Raw genomic sequence first — 22031 nt, 5'->3', positions numbered from 1 at the left:
CGAACTCGACTGACTCGTCACGAATCGCCATCGCCTGAACTGCTATCGACTCCCCATCGCCCGAACTGATCTCTACTCCTCATCGACTGGACCGGTATCGATCCGCTATCGAAGGGTCGACCCTACTACACTCTGAGCCCCTCGGTCAGACTCAGAATCCCGTTGCCGATTTCGACGACGACCGTTCCCCCGGCCGTCCGATCGATCCGACAACGCCGCACCGTCTCGCGTTCGCCGTCGAGCACCGCTCGAACGTCGTATTCGCCGGGATCCACGACGCCGATTTCGCTGGCGGCCCGCCCGGGTCGCAGGTGGTACTGCGTCTCGAACACGACGTCGCCGTCGGGCGTCGCGATCTCGATTTCGAGGTCGTAGCTCCACTCGTGGGCGTAGCTTCGAACGTGCAGTTCCTCGGCGTGGGCCGCAGTTCGCGCCGCCGACTCGCGGTTGACGTCGGTTCGGTCGAGGGGCTTTCCGATCGCTCGTTCGAGGACCATACCCGAAATTGTTACCCATATAACAAATAAGTCCGCTATACTACAAGAGCTGTTTGAGCGTCTCGGAATCGAGCTCTTGCAGTTTGACGGTTCACTGTGCGTTCCGGAGTCACTCGAACGACGTCGTCACGCGAACCCACACCACCGTCACTTGATCCACGTCGGACGCGGTGCAGGAGATCCGTCCCGGTGAGTCGGCGGTGGGCCCGCTGACCTCCGTACAGTCGAATCCGGACGTTACGTACTGGCGCGCCCACGCGTCAGTGTGCGGCGTCGTGACGTTCACCGTGAGATCGTGGCCGCCGTCTGCGTCGTAGAAGAGCCGGGGCCTGCTGCCCTCCGTGCGGATCCGGACGGTCTGGGAGCCGCCGACCGCGGCGGTCCCGACGTGCTCCTGCTTGAGGAGCGTGAGTCGGACCCGTGAGCCGTCGCCGCCGCTTCCGCCGTCGACGCCGTCGACGATCAGCGGCGGACCGCGAACGACCGACGCCTCGCCGCGGGGACTGTCGCGGAGCACGGCACCGCTGCTGAGTCGGACCTCGCCGCCGGTCGCGGCCTCGTAGACGAGCGGCCGCAGCGAGAACTCCCACGACTCCGCCGCCGCGCCCTCGGGGTCGACGGTCACGTTCATCGAGGCGTCGTCCGCGGTGCGGACCGTCGAGTCGGCGAGTTTCACCTCCGTCCCGCGACTGGGCGCGCCCTCGATCACGTCCCCGAGGTTGTCGGCGAGGACGTCGAACGCGCGCTCGGCGTTCTCGACCCGCTCGGCGTCCCGCGTTTCCTCCAACTCCGAGACGCCGACGGCGTAGACGGTGCCGACGGATGCGATGACGAGCGCGAACACGAGGACGAAACTGACCGTCTCGCTCACTGCGCGGTCGGTCCGATGCCGCATCGCTTTCGTTGTCTGATTGACGTTCTCCGCCCCGTCACCTCGCATATGTGGCGATTTCGCGGTGACCGAGTTAAGTGTGCTGTCGGACGCGATGAAACGGAAGAATCGGGATCGGTGTCAGATCGGAGTCGGCGTCTGTGTCAGATTAGCGTCGGTATCGGAATCGGAGTTCGGAGCCCGCCGCCCGATCAGTCGTCGCTCGTCTGCGCGAGTCGGTCGCCGTCGTCGCCGGGGACCGCCGCCGACGCCGCGGGCGGCAGTTCCTTCCGGACGTCGTCGCGGGCGCGCTCTTCGATGACCTCGGCGTACGCGTCGGGCATCACTTTCACGAAGTCCGCGAGGACCTCACTCCAGTCGTCGAGCATCCACGCCGCGCGGTCGCTGTCGGTGTAAGCCGCGTGGTTCTCGACGAGGCGGCGGAGCATCTGTCGATCGGAGTCGTCGAGGTCGTCCTCCAGCGAGACCATCCCGGTGTTCGTCTGCGTGGCGAACTCGTCGTCGGGGTCGTACACGTACGCGATGCCGCCGGACATCCCCGCGGCGAAGTTGCGGCCGGTGTCACCGAGCACGGCGACGACGCCGCCGGTCATGTACTCGCAGCCGTGATCGCCGACGCCCTCGACGACGGCCTTCACGCCGGAGTTCCGGACGGCGAACCGCTCGCCCGCGACGCCGTTGACGTACAGTTCGCCCTGCGTCGCGCCGTACAGTGCGACGTTGCCGATGAGGACGTTCTCGTCGGGTTCGTAGGCGGCGTTCTCGGGCGTCTCGACGATCACCTTCCCGCCGGAGAGCCCCTTGCCGACGTAGTCGTTCGCCGCGCCGGTCAGCTGCATCGTGACGCCCCCGGCGAGGAACGCGCCGAAGGACTGTCCGGCGACGCCGTCGAAGTCGACGCGGATCGTGTCCTCGGAGAGGCCCGCGCCGCCGTAGGTCTTCGAGATGCGGTTCGACAGCATCGCGCCGACCGCGCGGTCGACGTTGGAGATCGGCGAATCGAGTGCGACGGGGTCGCCGTCTTCGAGCGCGGCCTCGGCGCGCTCGATCAGTTGGTGGTCCAACTGCGCCTCGACCCCCGCGTGGACCTGCTCTTCGGTCTTCTGTCGGACGTCGCCCGCGGGCTCGGCGATAACGTCGGTGAGATCCAGGTGCTTGGCCTTCTCGTGGTCGGTCTCGCGCTGCGTGAGCAGCGAGGGTCGGCCGATCATCTCGTCGAGCGAGGTGAAACCGAGTTCGGCCATAATTTCGCGGAGCTCCTGGGCGATGAAGGTCATGTAGTTGATGACGTGCTCGGGCTGGCCGGGGAAGCGGTTCCGGAGCTTCTCGCGCTGGGTGGCGACCCCGACCGGACACGTGTTCTCGTGGCACTGTCGGGCCATCACGCAGCCGGAGGTGACCAGCGACGACGTGCCGAAGATGTACTCCTCCGCGCCGAGCAGCGCGGCGACGGCGACGTCGCGACCGGTCTTCATCCCGCCGTCGGTGGAGACGCGGATCCGCGATCGGAGCCCCGTCGCGCGAAGCATCTGGTTCGCCTCGGCGAGGCCGAGCTCCCACGGGAGCCCCGCGTTCTTGATCGACGTCTTCGGCGACGCGCCCGTCCCGCCGTCGTGACCCGAAATGTGGACGACGTCGGCGTTGGCCTTCGCGACGCCCGCGGCGATGGTGCCGATCCCCGCCTCAGAGACGAGTTTCACGTTGATGTCTGCCTCGGGGTTGGCGGTCTTCAGGTCGTGGATGAGCTGTTTCAGGTCCTCGATCGAGTAGATGTCGTGCAGCGGCGGCGGCGAGATGAGGCCGACCCCGGGCGTCGCGAAGCGGACGTGCGCGATCATCTCGTTGACCTTCTTGCCGGGGAGGTGACCGCCCTCGCCGGGCTTCGAGCCCTGCGCCATCTTGATCTGCAGTTCGTCGGCGCTCGTCAGGTACTCGGAGGTGACGCCGAAGCGGCCGGAGGCGACCTGCTTGACGTTGCACTCCTTCTCGGTGTCGAAGCGCTCCGGCGGTTCGCCGCCCTCGCCGGAGTTGGACTTGCCGCCGAGGCGGTTCATCGCGATCGAGTTGTTCTCGTGGGCCTCCGGCGAGAGGCTGCCGAGCGACATCGCCGCGGTGGAGAACCGCGTCACGATCTCCTCGACCGATTCGACCTCCTCGATCGGCACCGACTCGCGATCGGAGTCGAATTCGAGCAGACCGCGGAGCGTCTGTAACTCCTCCGATTGGTCGTTGATGAGTTCGGCGAACTCCCGGTACTTCTCGTAGTCGCCCGAGCGGACTGCCTGCTGGAGCGTGCCGACTGTCTGGGGGTTCCACTGGTGGTGGATGCCGTCCGAGCGGTGCTCGTACTCGCCCTGGCGGTCGAGATCGGGGTCCTCGCCGAAGGCGACGGTGTGTCGCGTCCGGACGTCGTCTTCGATCACGTCGATGCCGATGCCCTCGGTTCGGATTTCCGTGCCCTCGAAGTACTCGGCGACGAAGTCGGAGTCGAGACCGACCGCCTCGAAGATCTGCGCGCCCTGATAGGACTCGACCGTCGAGATGCCCATCTTGGCCATCGTCTTCAGCAACCCATCTTCGAGCGCCTTCTTGTACGCCGCGATCGACTCGCTCTCGTCCGCGCCGTCGGGTCCGGCGACGACGTCCGTGATCGTCTGGTAGGCGAGGTAGGGGTTCACCGCGTCCGCGCCGTAGCCGACGAGCGTGGCGAGGTGGTGTACCTCGCGGGGGTCGCCGGATTCGACGACCAGCCCCGCGTGGTTCCGGAGACCGGTCCGGACGAGACTGTGGTGGACCGCACCGGTCACCAACAGGCTTGGAACCGCGATTCGGTCGGGGCCGAGGTTCCGATCCGAAAGGACGACGACGTCCGCGCCGGATTCGATCGCCGCCGCGGCGTCCTCGCGGACGCGCTCGACGGCGTCTTCGAGCGACTGTTCGCGCTCGTAGGTAATATCGACGATCGTCGACTCCATCGAGTCGGCCGCGTCGTCGCCGAGCGACTTGATCGTCGCCGTCTGCGCGTCCGTCAGGACGGGCGAATCGAGGACGAGCTGTCGGGCGTGTTCGGGAGTCTCATCGAGCAGGTTTCGCTGCGCGCCGAGGCGCGATTCGATCGAGGTGACCAGTTCCTCGCGGATGTAGTCCAGCGGCGGGTTCGTGACCTGCGCGAACAGCTGCTTGAAGTAGGTAAAAAGCGGCCGGTTGAAATCCGACAGCACCGACAGCGGCGTGTCGTCGCCCATCGAGCCGACTGGGTCTTTCCCGTCTCTGGCCATCGGTTCGATGAGGTGGTTCAGCTGGTCGTGGGTGTAGCCGAACGCCGCCTGCGACGCGCGAAGGTGGTCGACTTCGTCCCGCGGTGCGTAGTCGTCGGCGTCGACGAGCGCGTCGAGCTGTTTCTGTTCCGCGTCGATCCACTCGCCGTACGTCTCGTCGGTCAGCGATTCGAAGACCTCCTCATCGGGGATGACGCGCCCCTCCTCGGGGTCGGCGACGAACAGCTGTCCGGGCTGGAGTCGCCCCCGCTCTTTGATCTCGCTGGGGTCGGTGTCCAGCGCGCCGACCTCGCTGGCCATCACGAGCGTGTTGTCGGTCGTGACGTCGTAGCGGCAGGGGCGCAGACCGTTGCGGTCGAGAACGGCGGCGACGCGGTCGCCGTCCGTGGCGGCGACGAGCGCGGGGCCGTCCCACGGCTCGATCAGCGACGCGTGGTAGTCGTACCACTCGCGTCGGTCGTCGGCCATCTGCTCGTCGCGGCGGTACGCCTCGGGAATCAGCATCCGAAGGACGTGCGGGAGGTCGCGACCACCTTGGAGGAGGAGTTCGACGGCGTTGTCGACGGAGGCCGTGTCGGATTGGTCCGGGTCGTTGATGACGGGCTTGATCGTTTCCAGGTCCTCGCCGAACGCCGGGTGTTCGAGGTCGGTCTCTCGGCTCCGCATCCAGTTGATGTTCCCCTGGATCGTGTTGATCTCGCCGTTGTGGACGATGTGTCGATACGGGTGCGCGAGGTGCCACGCGCCGAGCGTATTCGTCGAGAAGCGCGCGTGAACCAGCGTGAGCGTCGTCTTCAGCCGCTCGTCGGCGAGGTCGAGATAGTAGTCGGCGAGCTGCTCGCCCTTCAGGAGGCCCTTGTAGACGAGTGTCGTCCGCGACAGCGAACAGATGTAAAACCGCGTCGCGCCCACCGAGTCCAGTTCCTCGACCTCTTTTTCCACCGCGCGGCGGGCGACGTACAGCGCGCGGTCGAAGGCGTCGTCAGCGAGGTCGGACTCGGGAACGACGAACGCCTGCCAGACGTCCGGTTCCGAGTCGAGCGCGGTCGCACCCAGATCGGCGTTGTCGGTCGGGACGTCGCGCCAGTGGACGACCTCCAGATCGTACTCGGTGAGCACGCGCTCGAAGATGGCGACGAGGCCCTCGCGCGCGGCGTCATCCTGCGGCATAAAGATCGAAGCGACCGCGTACTCCGCGGGGAGGTCGGCGTCGACGACCGCCTCGAAGAACTCGTCGGGTCGCTGAATCATAATCCCCGCCCCGTCGCCGGTGTTCTCCTCGGCACCGGTGGTGCCACGGTGTTCGAGGTTCTCCAGCAGTTCGATCCCGTCGGCGACGGTCTCGTGCGAACGGCCGCCGTCAAGGTCGATGACGGCGCCGACACCGCAGTTCGACCGCTCGTCCGTCGGATCCGCGAGCCCGACGGATTCGCCAGTCGTGTTTCTCTGTGGCTTGGTCATATGTGCCACCAATACCTTCCCCCTAAAGGAGTTTCTCCTGTAAGCATAATGGTTCACTAATCACATATAAGGGCATATGTATAATACAAATCTGAGTGAATATCATCTCGACGGACGACGAATGGAGTAAACGACTGTGATAGACTCAGAGACCGCGGATGGGGGTGGACCGATGCCCGCGTACGCCGCGACGACTCACGGCGTGTACTCGTTTGTCGCGTGGTCACTGATCGTCGGACTCGCTTCGAGGAATCCCATATCGGCGAGTTCGTCGGTGACGAACTGGAGCGCCTCGATGTCGAGGCCGACGTCCCGCGGTCGGTAGTAGTCGCGTTCGGTCAGGTAGTACGACGACAGCAGCGCTTCGGGGAGGTCGAAGTGCTCCGCGGCGAGTCGGGCCGTCTCCTCGCGGTTCTCGTAGACGCGTTCGACCATCGAGACGTAGTCGCTCGCCCACGCTCTGATGGCTTCTTCCTTCCCGTCCAGGGAGTCGTTGGACGCGGCGACGAACCCGAACGGGTACGCCTGTCCCCACGAATCGCGGCTGTCGAAGACCGTCTGCATATCGCCTTCAGCCTCGACTGCCGCGGCGAACAGCGCGACGAAGATTCCCGCGTCGACACGGCCCTCGCGGATGGCCGAAGCGATCGACGGGAACGGGAGTTCGACGAACTCGACGCCGTTCTCGGGGTCGATGCCGACGTTTTCGAGCATCCGGTAGATGATCGCGTGCACGCCGGTCCCGAGCGCGTTGACGGCGATCGTTCGGCCTTCGAGGTCCTCCGCATCGGTGACGTCGGAGTCCGCCATCGACATCACCGGGAACCGGAAGTAGTCCTCGTGAGCGTCGTAGAAGTCCATCGCGATCGCGGTGATCCCACCGGGGACGGCGTCCTGTGAAACCGCCGCGGGGAAGCTCGCATACGCCAAGAGCGCCATATCGGCCTCGCCGCTGGCCATCGCGTTCAGCGAGTCCGGCGTACTCTGATTCTGGTTCGTCTCCAACTCGTAGGCCGACCCGAGATTCTCGAACTCCGATTGGATCTCGGGGATCGCCATCAACGAGATGAGGTTCTCCGCCGGGACGGTGTAGTTCATCCGGAGCGTCGGCATCTCGCCGCCGGTGATCGAGCCGAGGCATCCGGCCACGCTGGCCGCACCGATTGCCGCGCCACTCTTGAGGAAGTCGCGTTTCCTGAGGTGCATACTGTACCACAGTTCACGTTGAATATAAAACAATTCTCAATAGGTTCGAGACATCGCCTGGGTATCTCGGTTTTTCTGAGCGCTCTGTCCGAGAAATACGAACTTTGTCTATTTATCTAATAACTGATATGTATCTGTGGGATTTACATCGCTGCTTCGGTCTTTCCCCTGCTCGAATCCGACTCGCTGGTGTAACGCTCCCTGCGAAACGATCGATCCCTCACACGCGGCAGAAAATGCGACGCCTGAACGAGTGCCTCTCTCACTTCGTTCGAGAAATGCGCCGGCCGGGATTGTGAACCACGGTCGCTCGCTCCGCTCGCTCTCTGATTCAAATCGCCAGCGTGACGCATTCGCTCGTCACGTGGGTTCCTCGCAGAATGCGCCGGCCGGGATTTGAACCCGGGCCATGAGCTTGGAAGGCTCAGGTCCTACCACTAGACCACCGGCGCTCGTCCGATTCGGCCTCACCGCGATCACGCGGCGACGACCGTCACTCCTCTGTTCCCGGTCCCCGAATAAGGATGTTACCCTTTCGACTCGGGGTGCCGTGCCGCGACGCCGTCTCACGGAAACCGGCTCACCGATATGGTCGTCGCACGTTCGACATATCCGGACTCTGTATCAGTCGTCGCTCGCGGCGTCCGGTTCGAGCGGCGGCGCGCGCGCCTCCTCGAAGTCGGCCGCGGCCGCGCGAACGCGACTTCCCAGTCCAGGCAGTTCGTCCGGCGACACTGGGCCGTTTTCGCGAATCGTTTCGAGGTCGCGCGGGAACTCTCTGAGGGTGTAGTGGATGTCGATCCCGGCCTGCGCGCCCTGCCCCATCGCGACGGGGACCTGGTTGTGCCCGGAGGTGATGTCGCCGACGGCGTAGACTCCGTCGACGGTCGTCTCCATACTGTCATCGACGACAACTGTGCCGTCGTCGTTCAGCTCACAACCCAACTGCTCGGGGAGCGCAGTGTTGTAATTCGAACCGTACATCGGGAAGCCGCCGCGATACCGCCGAACCGAGTCGTCGCCGGACTCCGGCCCGCTTCCGGTGGAACGCGGACCCACGCTATCCTCGAATTCGAACGCCTCGAGCCAGCCGTCATCGCCCTTCCGCATTCCGACGATCTCCGACTCGATGATGTCGATCGGATGGGCGCGGAGCTGTTCGTCGGTCTCGTCGCTCCATTCCGGTTGTTCACCGCGGAGCAACAGATCAACCTCGTCGGTGAAGTTGAGCATAATCATCGCGACGTGGGCCGCGGCCTCGCCGGTTCCCATCACGTACACCGGCCGGTCGACGAACATGTACGCGTCGCAGTGCAGACAGTAGTGCAACCCTCGGCCGGTCCGCGGGACCGGGGGCTTCGGGCGCTCGTCGTTGAATCCGACGCCGAGGACGACCCGGTCGGCGAGGAACTCCGCGTCGTTGCCGAGGAGTCGGAACCGGCCGTCTTCGGTGCGTTCCGCCTCGACGATGAAGTCGCGGACGATATCCGCACCGTAGGATTTCACCTGTTCTTGTGCGGTCTGAAGGAACTCGTTTCCGGACGTCTCCTCCGGCACGCCGATGACGTTGTGCGTCTCCAACATCATCGCTGCGCGCCCGCCGCCGCGGTCGACGACGGCAGTGTCGTGGCCCAGTCGCGTCGTGTACAGCGCGGTCTGTAGTCCCGCCGGACCGCCCCCCACGACGACCACCTCGTAGTCGCGTACGTCCGCTGTGTCGCTCATTCGTCCGTCCATTGCCGTCGCCCGAACTTAAACGCAGAGTTCGAGTGCGCCGGTGACGTCCAGCCGCGGGCGGTTCGACGCTCGGTATCAGAACGTGCTGATGTCGGGTTGCGATGACTGCGCCGGTCGCGCGCGGTGGAGCGTGTGCTAGTAGCGGGTAACGACAGCCGCGTTGGCGAGTACTGGCGGTGCGCTCGTGACGCGTTCACTCGGCCCCAGGCCCGACGACCGCGTAACAGTTGCCGCTGGAGATCACGCTCGTTACCACGTCGAGGTCGCTCGCGGCCAGATCCGACTCGAACTCCGCGGGATCGTAAATGTGGTAAAACCGTTGGACGCGCTCGCCGCCCGGAAGGGTCCACGGAACGGTCGTGTCGAAGCCGTCCGTCGCGTCGAACCGATCGTGCGCGGTCGACCACGCGCTGACGAGCGCTCGACCGCGGGGACGCAGTACGCGAGCGAGTTCCGAGAGGCTCGCGACGCGCCGTTCGCGCGTTCGGAGATGATGTAGCGTCGCGACGTAGACCGCGACGTCGACGGCGTCGGACCGAAGCGGCAGCGCCGCCGCGTCCGCCTGTACCAGTCCCAGCCTATCGTCGAAACCGCGGCTCTGCGCCCGCTCTCGGGCCGTTCGCAGCAGCGCACCGCTCACGTCGACGCCGACGACGCTCTCGACCACACCGGAAAGCGATTCCGCGTGGCGGCCGTTCCCGCAGCCGAGATCGAGACCGAGCCGTTCCGACGTCGACGCCCCGCGCTGCTCGTCGTTCGCTTTCACCCCCGCGCCACCGGCGAGTGCGGCCTCCGCGTCGGGATCGAGGTCGCCGACCGGCTCCCCGCCGAGGAACGCGGTCACCTCCGGCCACGGATACTCCCGCGTCGACGCGAAGTGGGAGGCGATCTGATCGTAGGTGCGTCTGACCGAAGACCCCACGGCCTCGCCGATCGGCGGTTCCGCTCCGCCCTCCTCGTCCATACCCGAGAGAGGTGATCGCGGTACAAAATCGCGGTGGTCCCGGTCCGGTTGCTGCGGTTCCCGTCCGATCGCAGCGGCGGTACATCGGTCGTCGTCCGACCGTGGCGGTCGCCCGACCGCAGCGGTCGCCGTACAACGTTCGATGCCCGATCGCAGCGGTCGCCGCCCGAGCGCCACCGATCGAGCGCGCTCACAACACCGCGAAGACCGCGTACGCGATAAGGAGGAGGACGCTCGCGTGCTTCAGGCCGTCCGCGACGCTCCCCTCGCCCAACTGGCCCGCGACGAGGCCCGAACAGACGCCCTGGATCGCCGCGATGTGGAAGAACAGGAGCTCGTAAGCGTCCGTGTTGACGGATCTGAGGCCGCCGATAACGCCGGTATCCACGCCCGAAATCTGCCCGGGCGTCGGGCCGCTCGACTGTCCGGCGGCCTCGATCGCGGGGATGAACGCGACGGTCAGGGCGACGACGATTCCGAGGAACACAAGAAACGAGATGTAGATGACGACGAGGTAGGTGACCATCTCCTGTCGTCGCTCTCGGCGGAGGCGTCTGGTCTCTTGGGCCTCGTCGGCTGCGATGTGAAGCACGGGACTGATGTCACCGCTCGCGGCCATCGCGTTTCGGATGAGCGTCACCGCGCGTGAGACCGTCGGGGCGTGCGTCCGGCGTTCCATCCGCACCAGCGCGTCGCTGACGCTCGACCCCCACCGAACGTCCCGCCACACCCGCGCGATCTCGTCACCGAGTCGACCGAGGTCGGCGGTCGAGAGCCGCTTCAGACACCCGACGACGGTGACTCCGGCCTCGTTGATGCTCGCCATTCGGTCGAGGAAATCGGGCATGTCGGCCTCGATGGCGTGCGTTCGACGCTTCTGTACCTCGTGCGCGATGGCGACGCCAACGAGGACGACGGCCGTCGCCAGGACGATCGGACCGTCGGTGATTCGGAGTAGCTCCGAGGCCGCCGCCATCGGACCGACCGAACCGGTTCGAAGGGCGTTGATCGGCTCGCGAGCGGTATCGGCCACCGAGAGCCAGAACAGGAGCAGGGCGGCCGGACCGGTGACGAAAAGCGAGTAGCTCGGTCGGCGAAGCACCGTCCCGACGGGGTTCGCCAACGTCTCTCGAAACGATCCGATTCGATCGTAGACGGCCAGCCGCTGCCGGTTCTCGGCGGTCAGTGCCTGATCTTCTCCCTGCGCCTGAACCGATCCGCCGTCGGCAATCTCGGGAGTCCCAGGTGTGTCGCGGTTGCGTCGCCCCCCGTCAGCGCCACCCGCTTCCGCGGAAACGTCGGGGCCGCCAAGTCCCTCCGTCATACTGTCGACGTAGACGACGAACCCGAACGTGGCCAGCGGGATCGCGAGGTAGGTCACGAGACGGATGAGGATAAGCGTGTTCTGAATCACGAGGCCGACCACGACGAGGACCGTGACGAAGAACAGCGGCCCCGCGACGAGGACGGTGACGTACACCTCAGCGAACGTCGACAGGAGTTCGAGGTACTGCCGCTGCTGTGCCTGCGCTTCCTCCTGAAAGCGTTCGTACTGATCGCGGAGAAACGTCGAGACGTTCTGCCCCGACGAGAGGACGCTCGCGAGGTTTTCGGTGAACTCTTCGAGATTCTCGCTCGGCGTTCGACTCGCAGTCTCACCCAATGCGGTCAGGATGTCGGTCCCGAACGCGTCCATATCTCGCACCGCGACACTGAGCTCGCGGGCGGCTTCGCCGTAGATCCTCTGATTGTCCGCGAGCGTCCGCAACACCTCCTGAAACGGAACGCCGGACCGCGAGAGCGCGTACACGAACGCCACCGTCCGCGGGAGCGTCGCGTCGATCTCGATCCCGCGCGTTCGGGCCCGCTGGTCCAGTACCGTCCAGCGGATCCAGTACGCCCCGAACGCGAACAACGCCCCGACGGTAGCACCCGAAACTAACAGCAGCGCAAAGAGCTGCAGCAGCGAGAGGTTCGGCAACTGCGTGATCGCGGCGAGAAACTCCAGCGACGTCGGCAACGCCGCGCGGACCGCGTCGGGATCGACGGCGAGCGCGCGGAGCACCCCCGCCGCGAGGTACACGCCGTAGACGCTGCCAGCCACGCCCGCCACGGCAGCCATTAAGAGCGTTTGAGAGGCGAACACCCGGTAGCTCTCGCCAACGAACGCCGCCCGCATTCGCGCGGTCTGTCGCCGACGAATCGATTCCGACCGGGTGACGTACCCTCCGAAAATCGGCAGTGCGAGCCGGGTGACGAGCAGCCGCGCCCACGGACTGACTGGAACGAGCGCGACGGGGATCACGAGCAGCGTCACGAACGCGAACGGGGCGTAACCGAGCAGGTCAGCGACGACCATCGAATTCGGCCCCCTCGCCGTCGGTGCCGTGCGTCACGGTCCCGCCGCTACCCGCAGTCTCGTCTTCGGCCGGATCGTTCGCGGCTTCCAGCCGTTCCATCACTCGATCCGGTGCGGAGTAGTACTCGTTGACGAGCGCGGTGAACGTCCGGTAGTTGGTCGTTCCCAGTTCGACCAGCAGCTCCAAGAACCGCTCTCGGCGGTTCATCTCACGCTTGCGCTCCGCGCGGCTCCACCCCCGCTCCCGCTGGATCTCCTCGAGAAGGCTCGAATCGCTGTGCTCGAAGGTGTCAGTCTCGGGCTTCCAGGTGAACGCCCGGGAGTAATCGAGTTCACCGGTTCGCTGATCCACGTCGCCGATCTCACCGATCGTCTTCGATCGGCGCACGCGCTCGCCGTCGACGCGCGTCAGCGTCTGGACGCACAGGAGATCCAGCGATTGGACCATCGCGCGCGGGACGTTGATCGGCTCGTTCTCCAAGCGGTTGATCACCGTCTCGATGCTGTCGGCGTGCATCGTCGAGAACGTCGTGTGTCCGGTGTTCATCGCCTGGAACAGCGTTACGGCCTCGTTCCCGCGAACCTCGCCGACGATGATGAACTCGGGGCGATGCCGGAGCGCCGAGCGCAGGAGATCGTACATATCGATGTCGCTGCCCTCGTGCAGTCGCTCGCGCGTCACCGACGAGAGCCAGTTGTCGTGATACAGCGACAGCTCCCGGGTGTCCTCGATGCTCAGGACCTTCGACCGCGGCGGGATGAACATCGAGACGGCGTTCATCGACGTCGTCTTCCCCGAGGCGGTCCCCCCGGCGAAGATGAGGCTCTTGTTGTTCTCGATGCAGAGCCACAGATACGCCATCTCCTCGACCGAGAACGTCCCGTAGTCGATGAGGTCGATGGGCGTGAACGGCTCGTCGGCGTACTTCCGGATCGTGAACGCCGACCCGCGCGGCGTCACCTCCTCGCCGAGTGCGAGTTCGACTCGCGACCCGTCCGGGAGTGTCGTCCCCACGACGGGCGCGCCGACGCTGACGTGTCGCCCCGACTCCTGTGCGAGCCGAATGACGAAGTCGTCCAAATCGTCCGCCGCGAACGCCACGTTCGTCTCGATGTCGGTGTACTCGTCGTGATAGATGAAGATGGGGAGATCGTAGCCGTCGCAGGAGATGTCCTCGATATGCGGATCGTGCATCAGCGGGTCGATGCGGCCGAATCCGCGGAAGTCGCGCGCGAGGTAGTACAGCAGCGCGTGGAACGTCCGCATCGACACGTCGACGCCGTACTGTTCGAGCAGCGTCCGCAACTCCGAGCGAAGCGTCTCCTCGGCGGTCGGGTCCCCGTTCGTCCGGTACAGGAGCGGATCGCGGATATCGACGACGGCCCGATCGCGCAACTCCGATTCGAACTCGTCGAGTTCGGGTTCGACCGCGTAGTAGTAGTGCTCGCTCTCCTCGTCGTCGTGGGTGATCACGACGTAGGCGTACGGGGCGTTCACCCAGTACCGATCGACGACCTCCTCGCCGTCCGGCGGCTCGAACTCCGCGAAACGCCCGTCTTCGGGTCGGTACGGGTGGACGTCGATCGACGACCCTCGGAGGACGTCGACGACGCGGCCGACCCGTCGTGTGACGCGGCCGAGGAAGCCACTCTCCGCATCCGGAGTCGCTGACGCGGTGACCGCCGATCCGCTGGCAGTCGACGCGTCCGCGTCGCGCGGTTCTGAACCCTCGGACGTCGCCGCGGCTGTCCCGTTGACCCCGCTGCCCTCCGATTCGTGTCCCGCGTTTTGCTCGCCGATACCAGCGTCCCCCACGTGTTACCGGCCGTTTCGTTCGGAGTAACTTATACTGTCGCCCCGTTTCGGACCGTGCCTCGATTCACTCGACCGAGACGTGATTCCGGGCGCTGGCGTCTCCTCCGTCGGCGGGTCAGTCCGCTCTGGCGAACAGTCGGCACCCGCGTTCGACGACCTGTCGACGGCGTCTTCGCCGCTGTTGACGACATCCCCACCGCTGTCGACGGCGTCTCACTCCTGTCCCCCATCGGCGTGCCGAGCAACTGCGACCCGACGCGGGACGATTGTCACGTCACACCCTCGCTGGGCGCGTTCTCGCATATAAACGCTCGCCGCCTGTCCGCGACGACCACTGGCCACGTCCGCGATAGTCCGCCAGCCACGCCCGCGACGACCCGTCAGCTACGCTCGGTCGACGGTCAGCAACAGTGCGCCGAAGACGAACAGCAGGACGACGCCGATCGGGAGCGGGAGGCCCGGAAACCCGCGGGTCACCAGGAGATACGTCGCGACCGCGAGCACGACACCGGTGAGTGTGAGCAGCCCGCCGAGCAGCCGAACCGGGTCGATCGGACCCGATTCGATCCGCTCCTCGTACCGGTAGTAGAGCACCGAGAACGCGATGGCGAGCGCGAGGACGGCCGCGCCGACGGTCCAGACCTGATAGGCCGCCTGAATCGTTTGGCCCACTTGGAACGCCGTCGCCGACAGCGGATCCGAGACGCTGACGCCGCGAGCGGTCGGGACGCCGTAGGCGTACCGGATCTGGAAGAACGGGAACCGAACGAACAGGACGGAGCCGCCGGAGACGCCCGTCGAATAGGTGACGTTCCACGGGACGAGCGCCGCGATCCACGTCGAGACGACCGCCAGTGCCCCCGCGTACTCGGCGCGTACCCAGACCATACCTGCTCACCGTCGGCGTTTCTGTAAAAGGTACCGGACGGTGGTCGAACTGTGGACAGATCGAATCGCCGAACTACGCCAGTCCGAGCAGATCGAAGGCGTAGCCGTTGCCCTTCTCGGTCGCGTGCTCGTAAACGACGTGGGCGGCGGCGACGTCCTGAATCGCCAGCCCCGTCGAATCGAAGACGGAGATCCCGTCCGCGTCGGTTCGTCCGTCCTTCGATCCGGTGACGATCTGGCCGACCGAGCCGTAGATGTCGTCGTCGTCGAGGACGCCCTCGCTCCACGGGACGTTGATCTCACCGGAATGCGTCGTCTGCTCGTAATCGTCGATCACCAGTTTCGAATCGAGGAGTATCTGATCGGCGAGCTCGTGTTTCCCCGTGGCGTCCGCCCCCATCGCGTTGACGTGGGTGTGCGCTCCGACGTCGTCGCGGGCGACGATCGGCGATTCGACGGGCGTCACCGTCGAGAGCACGTCGCAGGAGGCGACCTCGGAGATCGATCCGGCGCGAACGTCGTACTCGCCTTCGAACTCCGCGACGAACTTCGCGACGCGCTCCTCGTCCAGATCGGAGATCACGACCGTCTCGATGTCGCGGACCTCCGCGATCGCGCGGAGCTGCGTGTACGACTGAGCGCCCGCGCCGACGATACCCAGCGAGGTGGCGTCCGGGACCGCGAGGTGGTCCGTCGCCACCGCCGCCGCCGCACCGGTCCGGAGCATCGTCAGCTCTCTGCCGTCCATTATCGACAGCGGAACGGCGGTTTCTGGATCCGAATAGATCATCGTCCCCAGCACCGTCGGGAACCCGAACTTCTCGGGGTTGTCGGGGTGGACGTTCACCCACTTGACGCCCGCCGCGTCCCATGTACCCGCGTCCAGGTACGCGGGCATCGACCGGAAGTCCCCGTTGTACTCCGGTAAATCGATGTAGGACTTCGGCGGCATCTGTGCGTCCCCGCGCTCGAAGGCCGCGAAGGCGTCCTCGACCGCCGGAACGAGGTCGGTCATCGACGCGTTCTCGCGGACGTCGGTCCCGTTTAACAGAAGCGTCTCCATACATCGAGATTCGTTCGAGATGCACTTAATTCATCTCATTTCTGAATCAATTTCTATAAATTTGGAATTGATAAAATTTTAATTCAATTCATCCGGGTCCGGCTGAATTCTGACTTGTCATAACTGCTCACTATCGGCCGTGCTTGGAGCGAGAAAGCGCGCGCTACCGGACGAATACGCGAAAGAAAATCGGGGCCGTCGGTCGTGTCGGCGAGACAGTTCGAGCCGTGGGTAGCGCGCGGTGACGTTTCGGCGACCGCGCTTACGTCGGCTGTGTCAGGCGAGAGCTGACGGTCTACGGAATGGGGTCTCTGACCGCTTTCACATCGCGCCGCCCATACCGCCCATTCCGCCCATGCCACCCATACCGCCAGCGCCGCCGGGTGCGCCGCCTTCGTCGCCGTCGCCGCTGGTGCTCAGCTCGTCGGCGGCGATGATGTCGTCGATCTTGAGCACGAGGTTCGCGGCCTCGGTCGCGGATGACAGCGCCTGCTCTTTGGAGTGCGCGGGTTCGACCACGCCTGCGTCGAAGGTGTCCTCGACGTCGCCGCTGAAGACGTTCAGTCCAGCGCGGACCTCACCGCCCTCGTGGGCCTCGCGGAGCTCCACGAGCGTGTCGATGGAGTCCAGACCGGCGTTCTCCGCGAGGACGCGGGGAACGAGTTCGACCGCGTCGGCGAAGGCTTCGACGGCGAGCTGTTCGCGCCCGCCGACGGATCCGGCGTAGCTGCGGAGCCGCCGGGCGAGCTCGACTTCGATTGCGCCGCCGCCAGCGACGACGCGACCGTCGGAGACGGTCGTCGAGACGACGTCGAGCGCGTCGGTGACGCCGCGCTCGATCTCGTCGACGACGTGGTCGGTCGAGCCGCGCAGCAGCAGCGTGACGCCGTGGGATTCCTCGCCGAGCCCTTCGACGTAGAACAGCTCGTCCTCGCCGTCGCGGCGGACCGAGCCGTGGCCGAGATCAGCACTCGTGAGGCTGTCGAGATCGGAGACGACGCTGCCGCCGACAACGTCGCGCAGGAAGGCGATGTCGGACTTCTTCGTCCGCCGGATCGCGAGGATGCCCTCCTTCGCGAGGTAGTGCTGGGCCATATCGTCGATGCCCTTCTGACAGAAGACCACGTCGGCACCGGAGTCGACGATCTGCTGGACCTTCTGCTTGAGCTGCTTCTCCTCCTGGTCGAGGAACTTCTGGAGCTGGTCGGGCGACTCGATGTTGACCTGCGTGTCGACGTCGGCCTCCTCGATCTCGATCGGCTCGTTGAGGAGCAGTACGTCGGCCTCGTCGAACTGGGTGGGCATGTCGTCGTGGACCGGATCCTTGTCGATGACCGCTCCCTTGAGGAGTTCGGACTCGGCGGTCGAGCGCCCGGTCTGCGTCTCCACGTTCACGTTCGCCAGGTCGACGACGTAGGAACCGTCGTCGGCCTCGACCGTCACGGCGCTGACGGTGTCGACGATGAGATCCGCGAGGAGGTCCTTGTTGAGCTCGGAGCTCTTGCCGGTCATCGACGTCTCGGCGACCTTCTTGAGAAGCTCCGTGTCGTCGGGCTCGACGGATTCGGCGATGTCGTCGACCTGCGCGCGGGCCTCTTGGCTCGCGAGGTGGAAGCCCTTGATGATCGCCGTCGGGTGGATGTCCTGTTCGAGGAGATCCTGCGCGTTCTTGAGGAGTTCACCCGCGGTCGCGACGGCGGTCGTCGTGCCGTCGCCAGCCTCGTCCTCCTGCGTCTCGGCAACCTCGACGATCATCTCGGCCGTCGGGTTGTCGATGTCCATCTCCTTGAGGATCGTTACGCCGTCGTTGGTGATGGTCACGTCTCCCATCGAATCGACGAGCATCTTGTCCATCCCTTTCGGGCCGAGTGTCGATCGAACGGCCTCGGCGACTGCTCGAGCGGCCTGAATGTTGTACTCCTGCGCGTCGCGGTCCTTGACGCGCTGGGCATCCTCGCCCATAATGATCATCGGCTGACCCTGCATTCGCTGACTCATAGACATCGACTGATTGTTTGTGATTCTATATAATACCTGCGATTTTGGGCGTTTCGAGGATCGGTACAGACGCCGGGGCATACCACAGTAAACGGCGTGAATCGGTTACTCAACGCCGGTATTGTGTGATACTCTTTGACAATGCTATTCCGTGAAACGGCCGTGAGTATCGTTATTTAAGTATTGGTCCACAGTGCCCTCTTCGGTACCTGTGTTGCCGGATACCGGTTCTCGGATGACACCGAGAGACGTGGCGACCCCCGCGGAGGCGTCGCGCGAGCGAGAGGCGTACTCTTGCGGAACTCGGAACATCGATAACCGCGATACCGACGTTCGCAAGTGTGCATTCACGCGATCGTACGGTCTCACACGCACGGCTGCGCGATCAGGAACGAACGCTACCCACTGTATTCTGCGAGGAATGCCGCGGCAGTCGTCAGTGCGATTACAGCTCCTCCGGAAGTTCGTCGGCGACGAACGGTTTCTCCCGCGACGGTTCGAACGGTGGGAGCTCCTCGTCGGCGTCGATCGCCTCCATCTCCTCGTCGTAGAGCCGCTCTTGGAGCTGGTTGCGTTTGTTCCGCCCCTTGCGCTCCCGACCGTCTTTTGTGTCAGGCATTGTCAACCGTGTCGAGGATTCCCACACGCATTAACTTTGTGGCGATTCGTTGCTCTCGCGGACGTCCGAGGTTGGTCGGGCTTTCCGGTCCGAGATTTGTGCGTCTCACCGGTCTGAGGTTGGTGCGTCTCACCGAGTGGTTCGCACACGCCACGCAGTGCTCGGTGGTGTTGAAGTCGGAAAAACGCCAGGACAGGGATTTGAACCCTGGATCCCAGAGGGAACACGCTTTCCAGGCGTGCGCCTTACCACTCGGCCATCCTGGCTCGAACGGAGGTAACCTACTGAGTAGTTTAAGTCCTTCCTTTCGCCCCGAGTCGGGGCTCGGCGACGTAGGAGACGCCTCCGACGACGAGGCCGACGGCGACTGCGACGCCCGCTCCGAGCGGGAGAGTTACTCCCAGCGATCCGACGAATAGCCGGTAGCCCTGCACGAGCACGAGAAACGTGAGCGCACCGATGAGTCCCCACAGGAGCGCCGAGCGGGTTCGATTCACGCCCGGACAGAGTCGTTCGGCCGTCTAAAACCTCTCGTTCGATCACGAATCGCCGACCGCGGTGACTCTCCGGCGCGCTCTACTCGCCCGCGTAGCCGTCGCCCTCCTCGACGGGACCCCAGAACGCCGAGTACAGCACGACGAAGTACGTGAACACGAGTGGGAGCAACAGCGCGGCCCCGATGCTCATCAGGTTCAATGGGATCGTGGAGACGATGGCGTCGGCGACGGTCAGCCCCGTCACGGGATCGATCACCGGGTACAGTACCGTCGCGATCAACGCGACTAGCCCGTACGTGAGCCCGGCCGTCGCCGCCAGCGCCCCGACGTACGACTCCCGGCGCATCGCGGCGACGTATGCCCCGCCGAGGGCGACGCTCGCGCCGAGGAGTCCGAGCACCGCGGGTGAGAGCAGGTCACTCCTGAGGGCGGGGCGGGTCGCGAGCAGGAAGCCCACGGCGAGGACGACTAACGCCAGATACGCGAGGAGCGCGCGGGGGCCGTAGACGGTCGTCTCCCGCTGCACTCGCCCGCGCGTCTTCAACCCGAGGAACGCCGCCCCGCCCGTCGTCGAGAGCGCGACCAGCGCGAGTCCCACGACGACCGACGGAATCGAGACGAGCGCCGTCGCCCCCAGCAGCCAGTTCGCGGCGAAAACGCCCAGGAACAGCGGCGCGGTCACGCTGCCGACGACGAAGGCGCGACCCCACCAGCGCTGCCACGCGTCGTCGTGGCGCTGTTCGTACATCTCCGGGGCGAGGCCGCGCGCGATGAGCGCGCCGAGGATCGCGAACATCAGCAGGTAGTGGCGGCTGAAGAGCGTCGCGTAGACTTCCGGAAACGCCGCGAACAGCGCGCCGCCGAAGACGACGAGCCACACCTCGTTGCCGTCCCAGAAGGGTCCGATAGATGCGAGGAGTTGCTCGCGGTCGGACGCGGTACTGCGCGTCGCGAAGAGTACTCCCACCCCGAAGTCGAACCCGTCCAAGAAGAGAAACGTCCCGAGAATGAAGAACAGGAGGGCGTACCACAGCTCCGTGAGTGGGAGGCCGAACAACGGCCCATCGGAGAGCCACCCCGCTTGGAGGACGAGTGTCGGATCGATTGCTGCTACCGCAGCAACCACAGCGATCGCAGCATCCGCTCCCACCGAAGCACCGTCAATCATCGTTACCTCCGGAGGGTGTTGACGGCTGCTGAGACGCCCCGTTGGGGGCGCTGTCGGCGGTCGATTCGTCGACCGCGGGCGGGCCCGCTCTCACGATCCGCGCCACGACGTACGTGTACAGCGAGAGCAGGCCGAGGTAGACGACGCCGAACCCAACCAGCGTCAGCGTCGCCTCGAACCCGGTCAATCCCGGTGAGACGCCGTCGCGCGTTTTCATCACTCCCTGGATGACCCACGGCTGTCGGCCGACTTCGGTGACGATCCAGCCGACCTCGACGGCGAGGATGCCGAGCAGCGACGAGGCCATCAGCGACTTGTGGAGGAGGTCGTCTTCGAGCAACTGGCCGCGCCACCAGCGGTATCCCGCCCAGAAAGCCAGAAGGACGAACCAGAAGCCGAGCGCGACCATGATCCGGAACGACCAGAAGACGATCGCGACCGGCGGCGGTTGGGTGTCGAACTCGTTCAACCCCGTAATCTCCGCCGTGGGATCGCCGCCACTCACGAGCCACGACGCCCCACCGGGGACCCCGAGTCCGAATATTTCCTTCGCGCGCGGATTCAGCAGGTCGTCGAGATCCGTCGGGACGGCGAAAATGTACTCGGGGACGTAGCTGTCGGTCTCCCAGACGGCCTCCATCGCGGCGAACTTCTGCGGCTGGGTCTCGGCGACGTGTCGCGCGTAGGCGTCACCGTGGACCACCTGGAACGGCGCGGTGAGCAACAGCACGACGACGGCGATCTTGAGCGTCGTCTCCCAGAACTCCGGGTGCTCGACGGGGTACTCCCAGTGGTAGTGACGGAACAGGTGATAGGCGGCCACGCCAGCCATAAACAGCGCGACGGAGAGTACGGCGGCGTTCTGCATATGCACGAACATCCACGGGAACCGCGGGTTCGCGTAGGCCGCAATCGGGTCGACGAGCGAGATGAGCGTCTGTCCGTCCTCGACGACGAGTTCGTACCCGCGGGGCGTCTGCATCCAGGAATTCGCGATGAGAATCCACACCGCTGACAGCCACGTTCCCAGTCCGACGGCGACGGCCGAGACCATATAGAGCGCGTCGGAGACGCGCTCCCTTCCGAATACGAACACGCCGAGGAACGTCGCTTCGAGCATAAACGCCATCATCCCCTCGACCGCGAGCGGACCGCCGAAGAGCTCGCCCGCGGCCGTCGAGAACGCGGCGAAGTTCGTCCCGAACTCGAACTCGAGGACGATCCCCGTGACCGTTCCGACGACGAACGAGACGGCGAAGATCTTCGTCCAGAAGCGGCGTAACTGTTCGTACACCGGCTTCCCGGTTCGGATGTCCTTCCACGTGAAGTAGATGAGAAACGGGGCGAGCCCCATACTCATCACGGGGAAGATGATGTGAACGATCGTCGTGAGTGCGAACTGGAGTCGGCTGGCGAGGGCCGGTTCGATCATTGGTGGTGATTGCCGGGCGTAGCGTTGGCTGGCCCTTCCCGTGTACTACTGTGTGCGTGGTCAAGTGTCGCACGGTCGTTCCCATCGACTGGGAACCGTCGATCGAGGGGTGCGCCCGTCGGCATTGCTCGTGATTTTGACGGGGCTGCGGCAACT

The 22031-nt window shown here is 65.2% G+C and carries 15 protein-coding genes and 2 tRNA genes; all 17 read right to left on the bottom strand.

Features of this window, described 5'->3' with window-relative positions:
- Positions 1-125: 125 nt before the first annotated feature.
- The gene (locus tag FJT57_RS05115; RefSeq protein ID WP_144902317.1) at positions 126-497 is read right to left on the bottom strand and encodes a hypothetical protein; all 372 of its coding nucleotides are present in this window, start codon (positions 495-497) and stop codon (positions 126-128) included.
- Positions 498-606: 109 nt separating this feature from the next.
- Complete coding sequence (locus tag FJT57_RS05110; RefSeq protein ID WP_144902314.1) at positions 607-1437, bottom strand: DUF7289 family protein; 831 nt, start codon at positions 1435-1437, stop codon at positions 607-609.
- A gap of 143 nt (positions 1438-1580) precedes the next feature.
- Positions 1581-6128 carry a glutamate synthase large subunit gene (gltB, locus tag FJT57_RS05105; RefSeq protein WP_144902312.1) on the bottom strand — a complete coding sequence of 1516 codons (4548 nt, stop codon included), beginning with the start codon at positions 6126-6128 and terminating at the stop codon, positions 1581-1583.
- Between the two features lie 195 nt (positions 6129-6323).
- Positions 6324-7334 carry an ABC transporter substrate-binding protein gene (locus FJT57_RS05100; protein WP_144902309.1) on the bottom strand — a complete coding sequence of 337 codons (1011 nt, stop codon included), beginning with the start codon at positions 7332-7334 and terminating at the stop codon, positions 6324-6326.
- A gap of 381 nt (positions 7335-7715) precedes the next feature.
- Positions 7716-7786, bottom strand: a tRNA-Gly gene (locus FJT57_RS05095).
- Positions 7787-7958: 172 nt separating this feature from the next.
- A complete protein-coding gene (locus FJT57_RS05090; protein WP_144902307.1) occupies positions 7959-9059 on the bottom strand; it encodes an NAD(P)/FAD-dependent oxidoreductase in 1101 nt (366 codons plus the stop codon).
- A gap of 205 nt (positions 9060-9264) precedes the next feature.
- Positions 9265-10035 (bottom strand): class I SAM-dependent methyltransferase, encoded by a 771-nt coding sequence (locus tag FJT57_RS05085; protein WP_144902304.1) that lies wholly within the window; start codon positions 10033-10035, stop codon positions 9265-9267.
- Positions 10036-10225: 190 nt separating this feature from the next.
- Positions 10226-12394: a type II secretion system F family protein gene (locus FJT57_RS05080; RefSeq protein WP_144902300.1), complete on the bottom strand. Its 2169-nt coding sequence runs from the start codon at positions 12392-12394 to the stop codon at positions 10226-10228.
- On the bottom strand, positions 12381-14210 hold the full coding sequence (locus FJT57_RS05075) for a type II/IV secretion system ATPase subunit (RefSeq protein ID WP_238993906.1): 1830 nt from the start codon (positions 14208-14210) through the stop codon (positions 12381-12383). Before FJT57_RS05075 ends, FJT57_RS05080 begins: the two co-directional genes overlap by 14 nt.
- A gap of 384 nt (positions 14211-14594) precedes the next feature.
- On the bottom strand, positions 14595-15098 hold the full coding sequence (locus tag FJT57_RS05070) for a DUF7549 family protein (protein ID WP_144902297.1): 504 nt from the start codon (positions 15096-15098) through the stop codon (positions 14595-14597).
- 73 nt (positions 15099-15171) lie between these two features.
- On the bottom strand, positions 15172-16161 hold the full coding sequence (locus tag FJT57_RS05065; RefSeq protein WP_144902294.1) for an ornithine cyclodeaminase family protein: 990 nt from the start codon (positions 16159-16161) through the stop codon (positions 15172-15174).
- Between the two features lie 321 nt (positions 16162-16482).
- Entirely contained in the window at positions 16483-18132 is a 1650-nt protein-coding gene (gene thsB / locus FJT57_RS05060) for a thermosome subunit beta (RefSeq protein ID WP_144902610.1), read from the bottom strand.
- A 472-nt stretch (positions 18133-18604) separates the two neighbouring features.
- A complete protein-coding gene (locus tag FJT57_RS16610; RefSeq protein ID WP_203229098.1) occupies positions 18605-18778 on the bottom strand; it encodes a hypothetical protein in 174 nt (57 codons plus the stop codon).
- Positions 18779-18963: 185 nt separating this feature from the next.
- Positions 18964-19044 (bottom strand) — tRNA-Ser (locus tag FJT57_RS05055).
- Positions 19045-19071: 27 nt separating this feature from the next.
- Positions 19072-19275, bottom strand: coding sequence for a hypothetical protein (locus tag FJT57_RS05050; protein WP_144902292.1), 204 nt, complete (start codon positions 19273-19275; stop codon positions 19072-19074).
- A gap of 79 nt (positions 19276-19354) precedes the next feature.
- Positions 19355-20443: a cytochrome d ubiquinol oxidase subunit II gene (locus tag FJT57_RS05045; protein WP_144902289.1), complete on the bottom strand. Its 1089-nt coding sequence runs from the start codon at positions 20441-20443 to the stop codon at positions 19355-19357.
- A complete protein-coding gene (locus tag FJT57_RS05040) occupies positions 20436-21875 on the bottom strand; it encodes a cytochrome ubiquinol oxidase subunit I (protein ID WP_144902287.1) in 1440 nt (479 codons plus the stop codon). The genes FJT57_RS05045 and FJT57_RS05040 overlap by 8 nt, the downstream gene beginning before the upstream one ends.
- Positions 21876-22031 lie beyond the last annotated feature (156 nt).

Origin of the sequence: Halobellus captivus (assembly GCF_007655485.1) — an archaeon.
Lineage (GTDB): Archaea > Halobacteriota > Halobacteria > Halobacteriales > Haloferacaceae > Haloquadratum > Haloquadratum captivum.
This window is presented reverse-complemented; position numbering and strand designations above follow the sequence as displayed.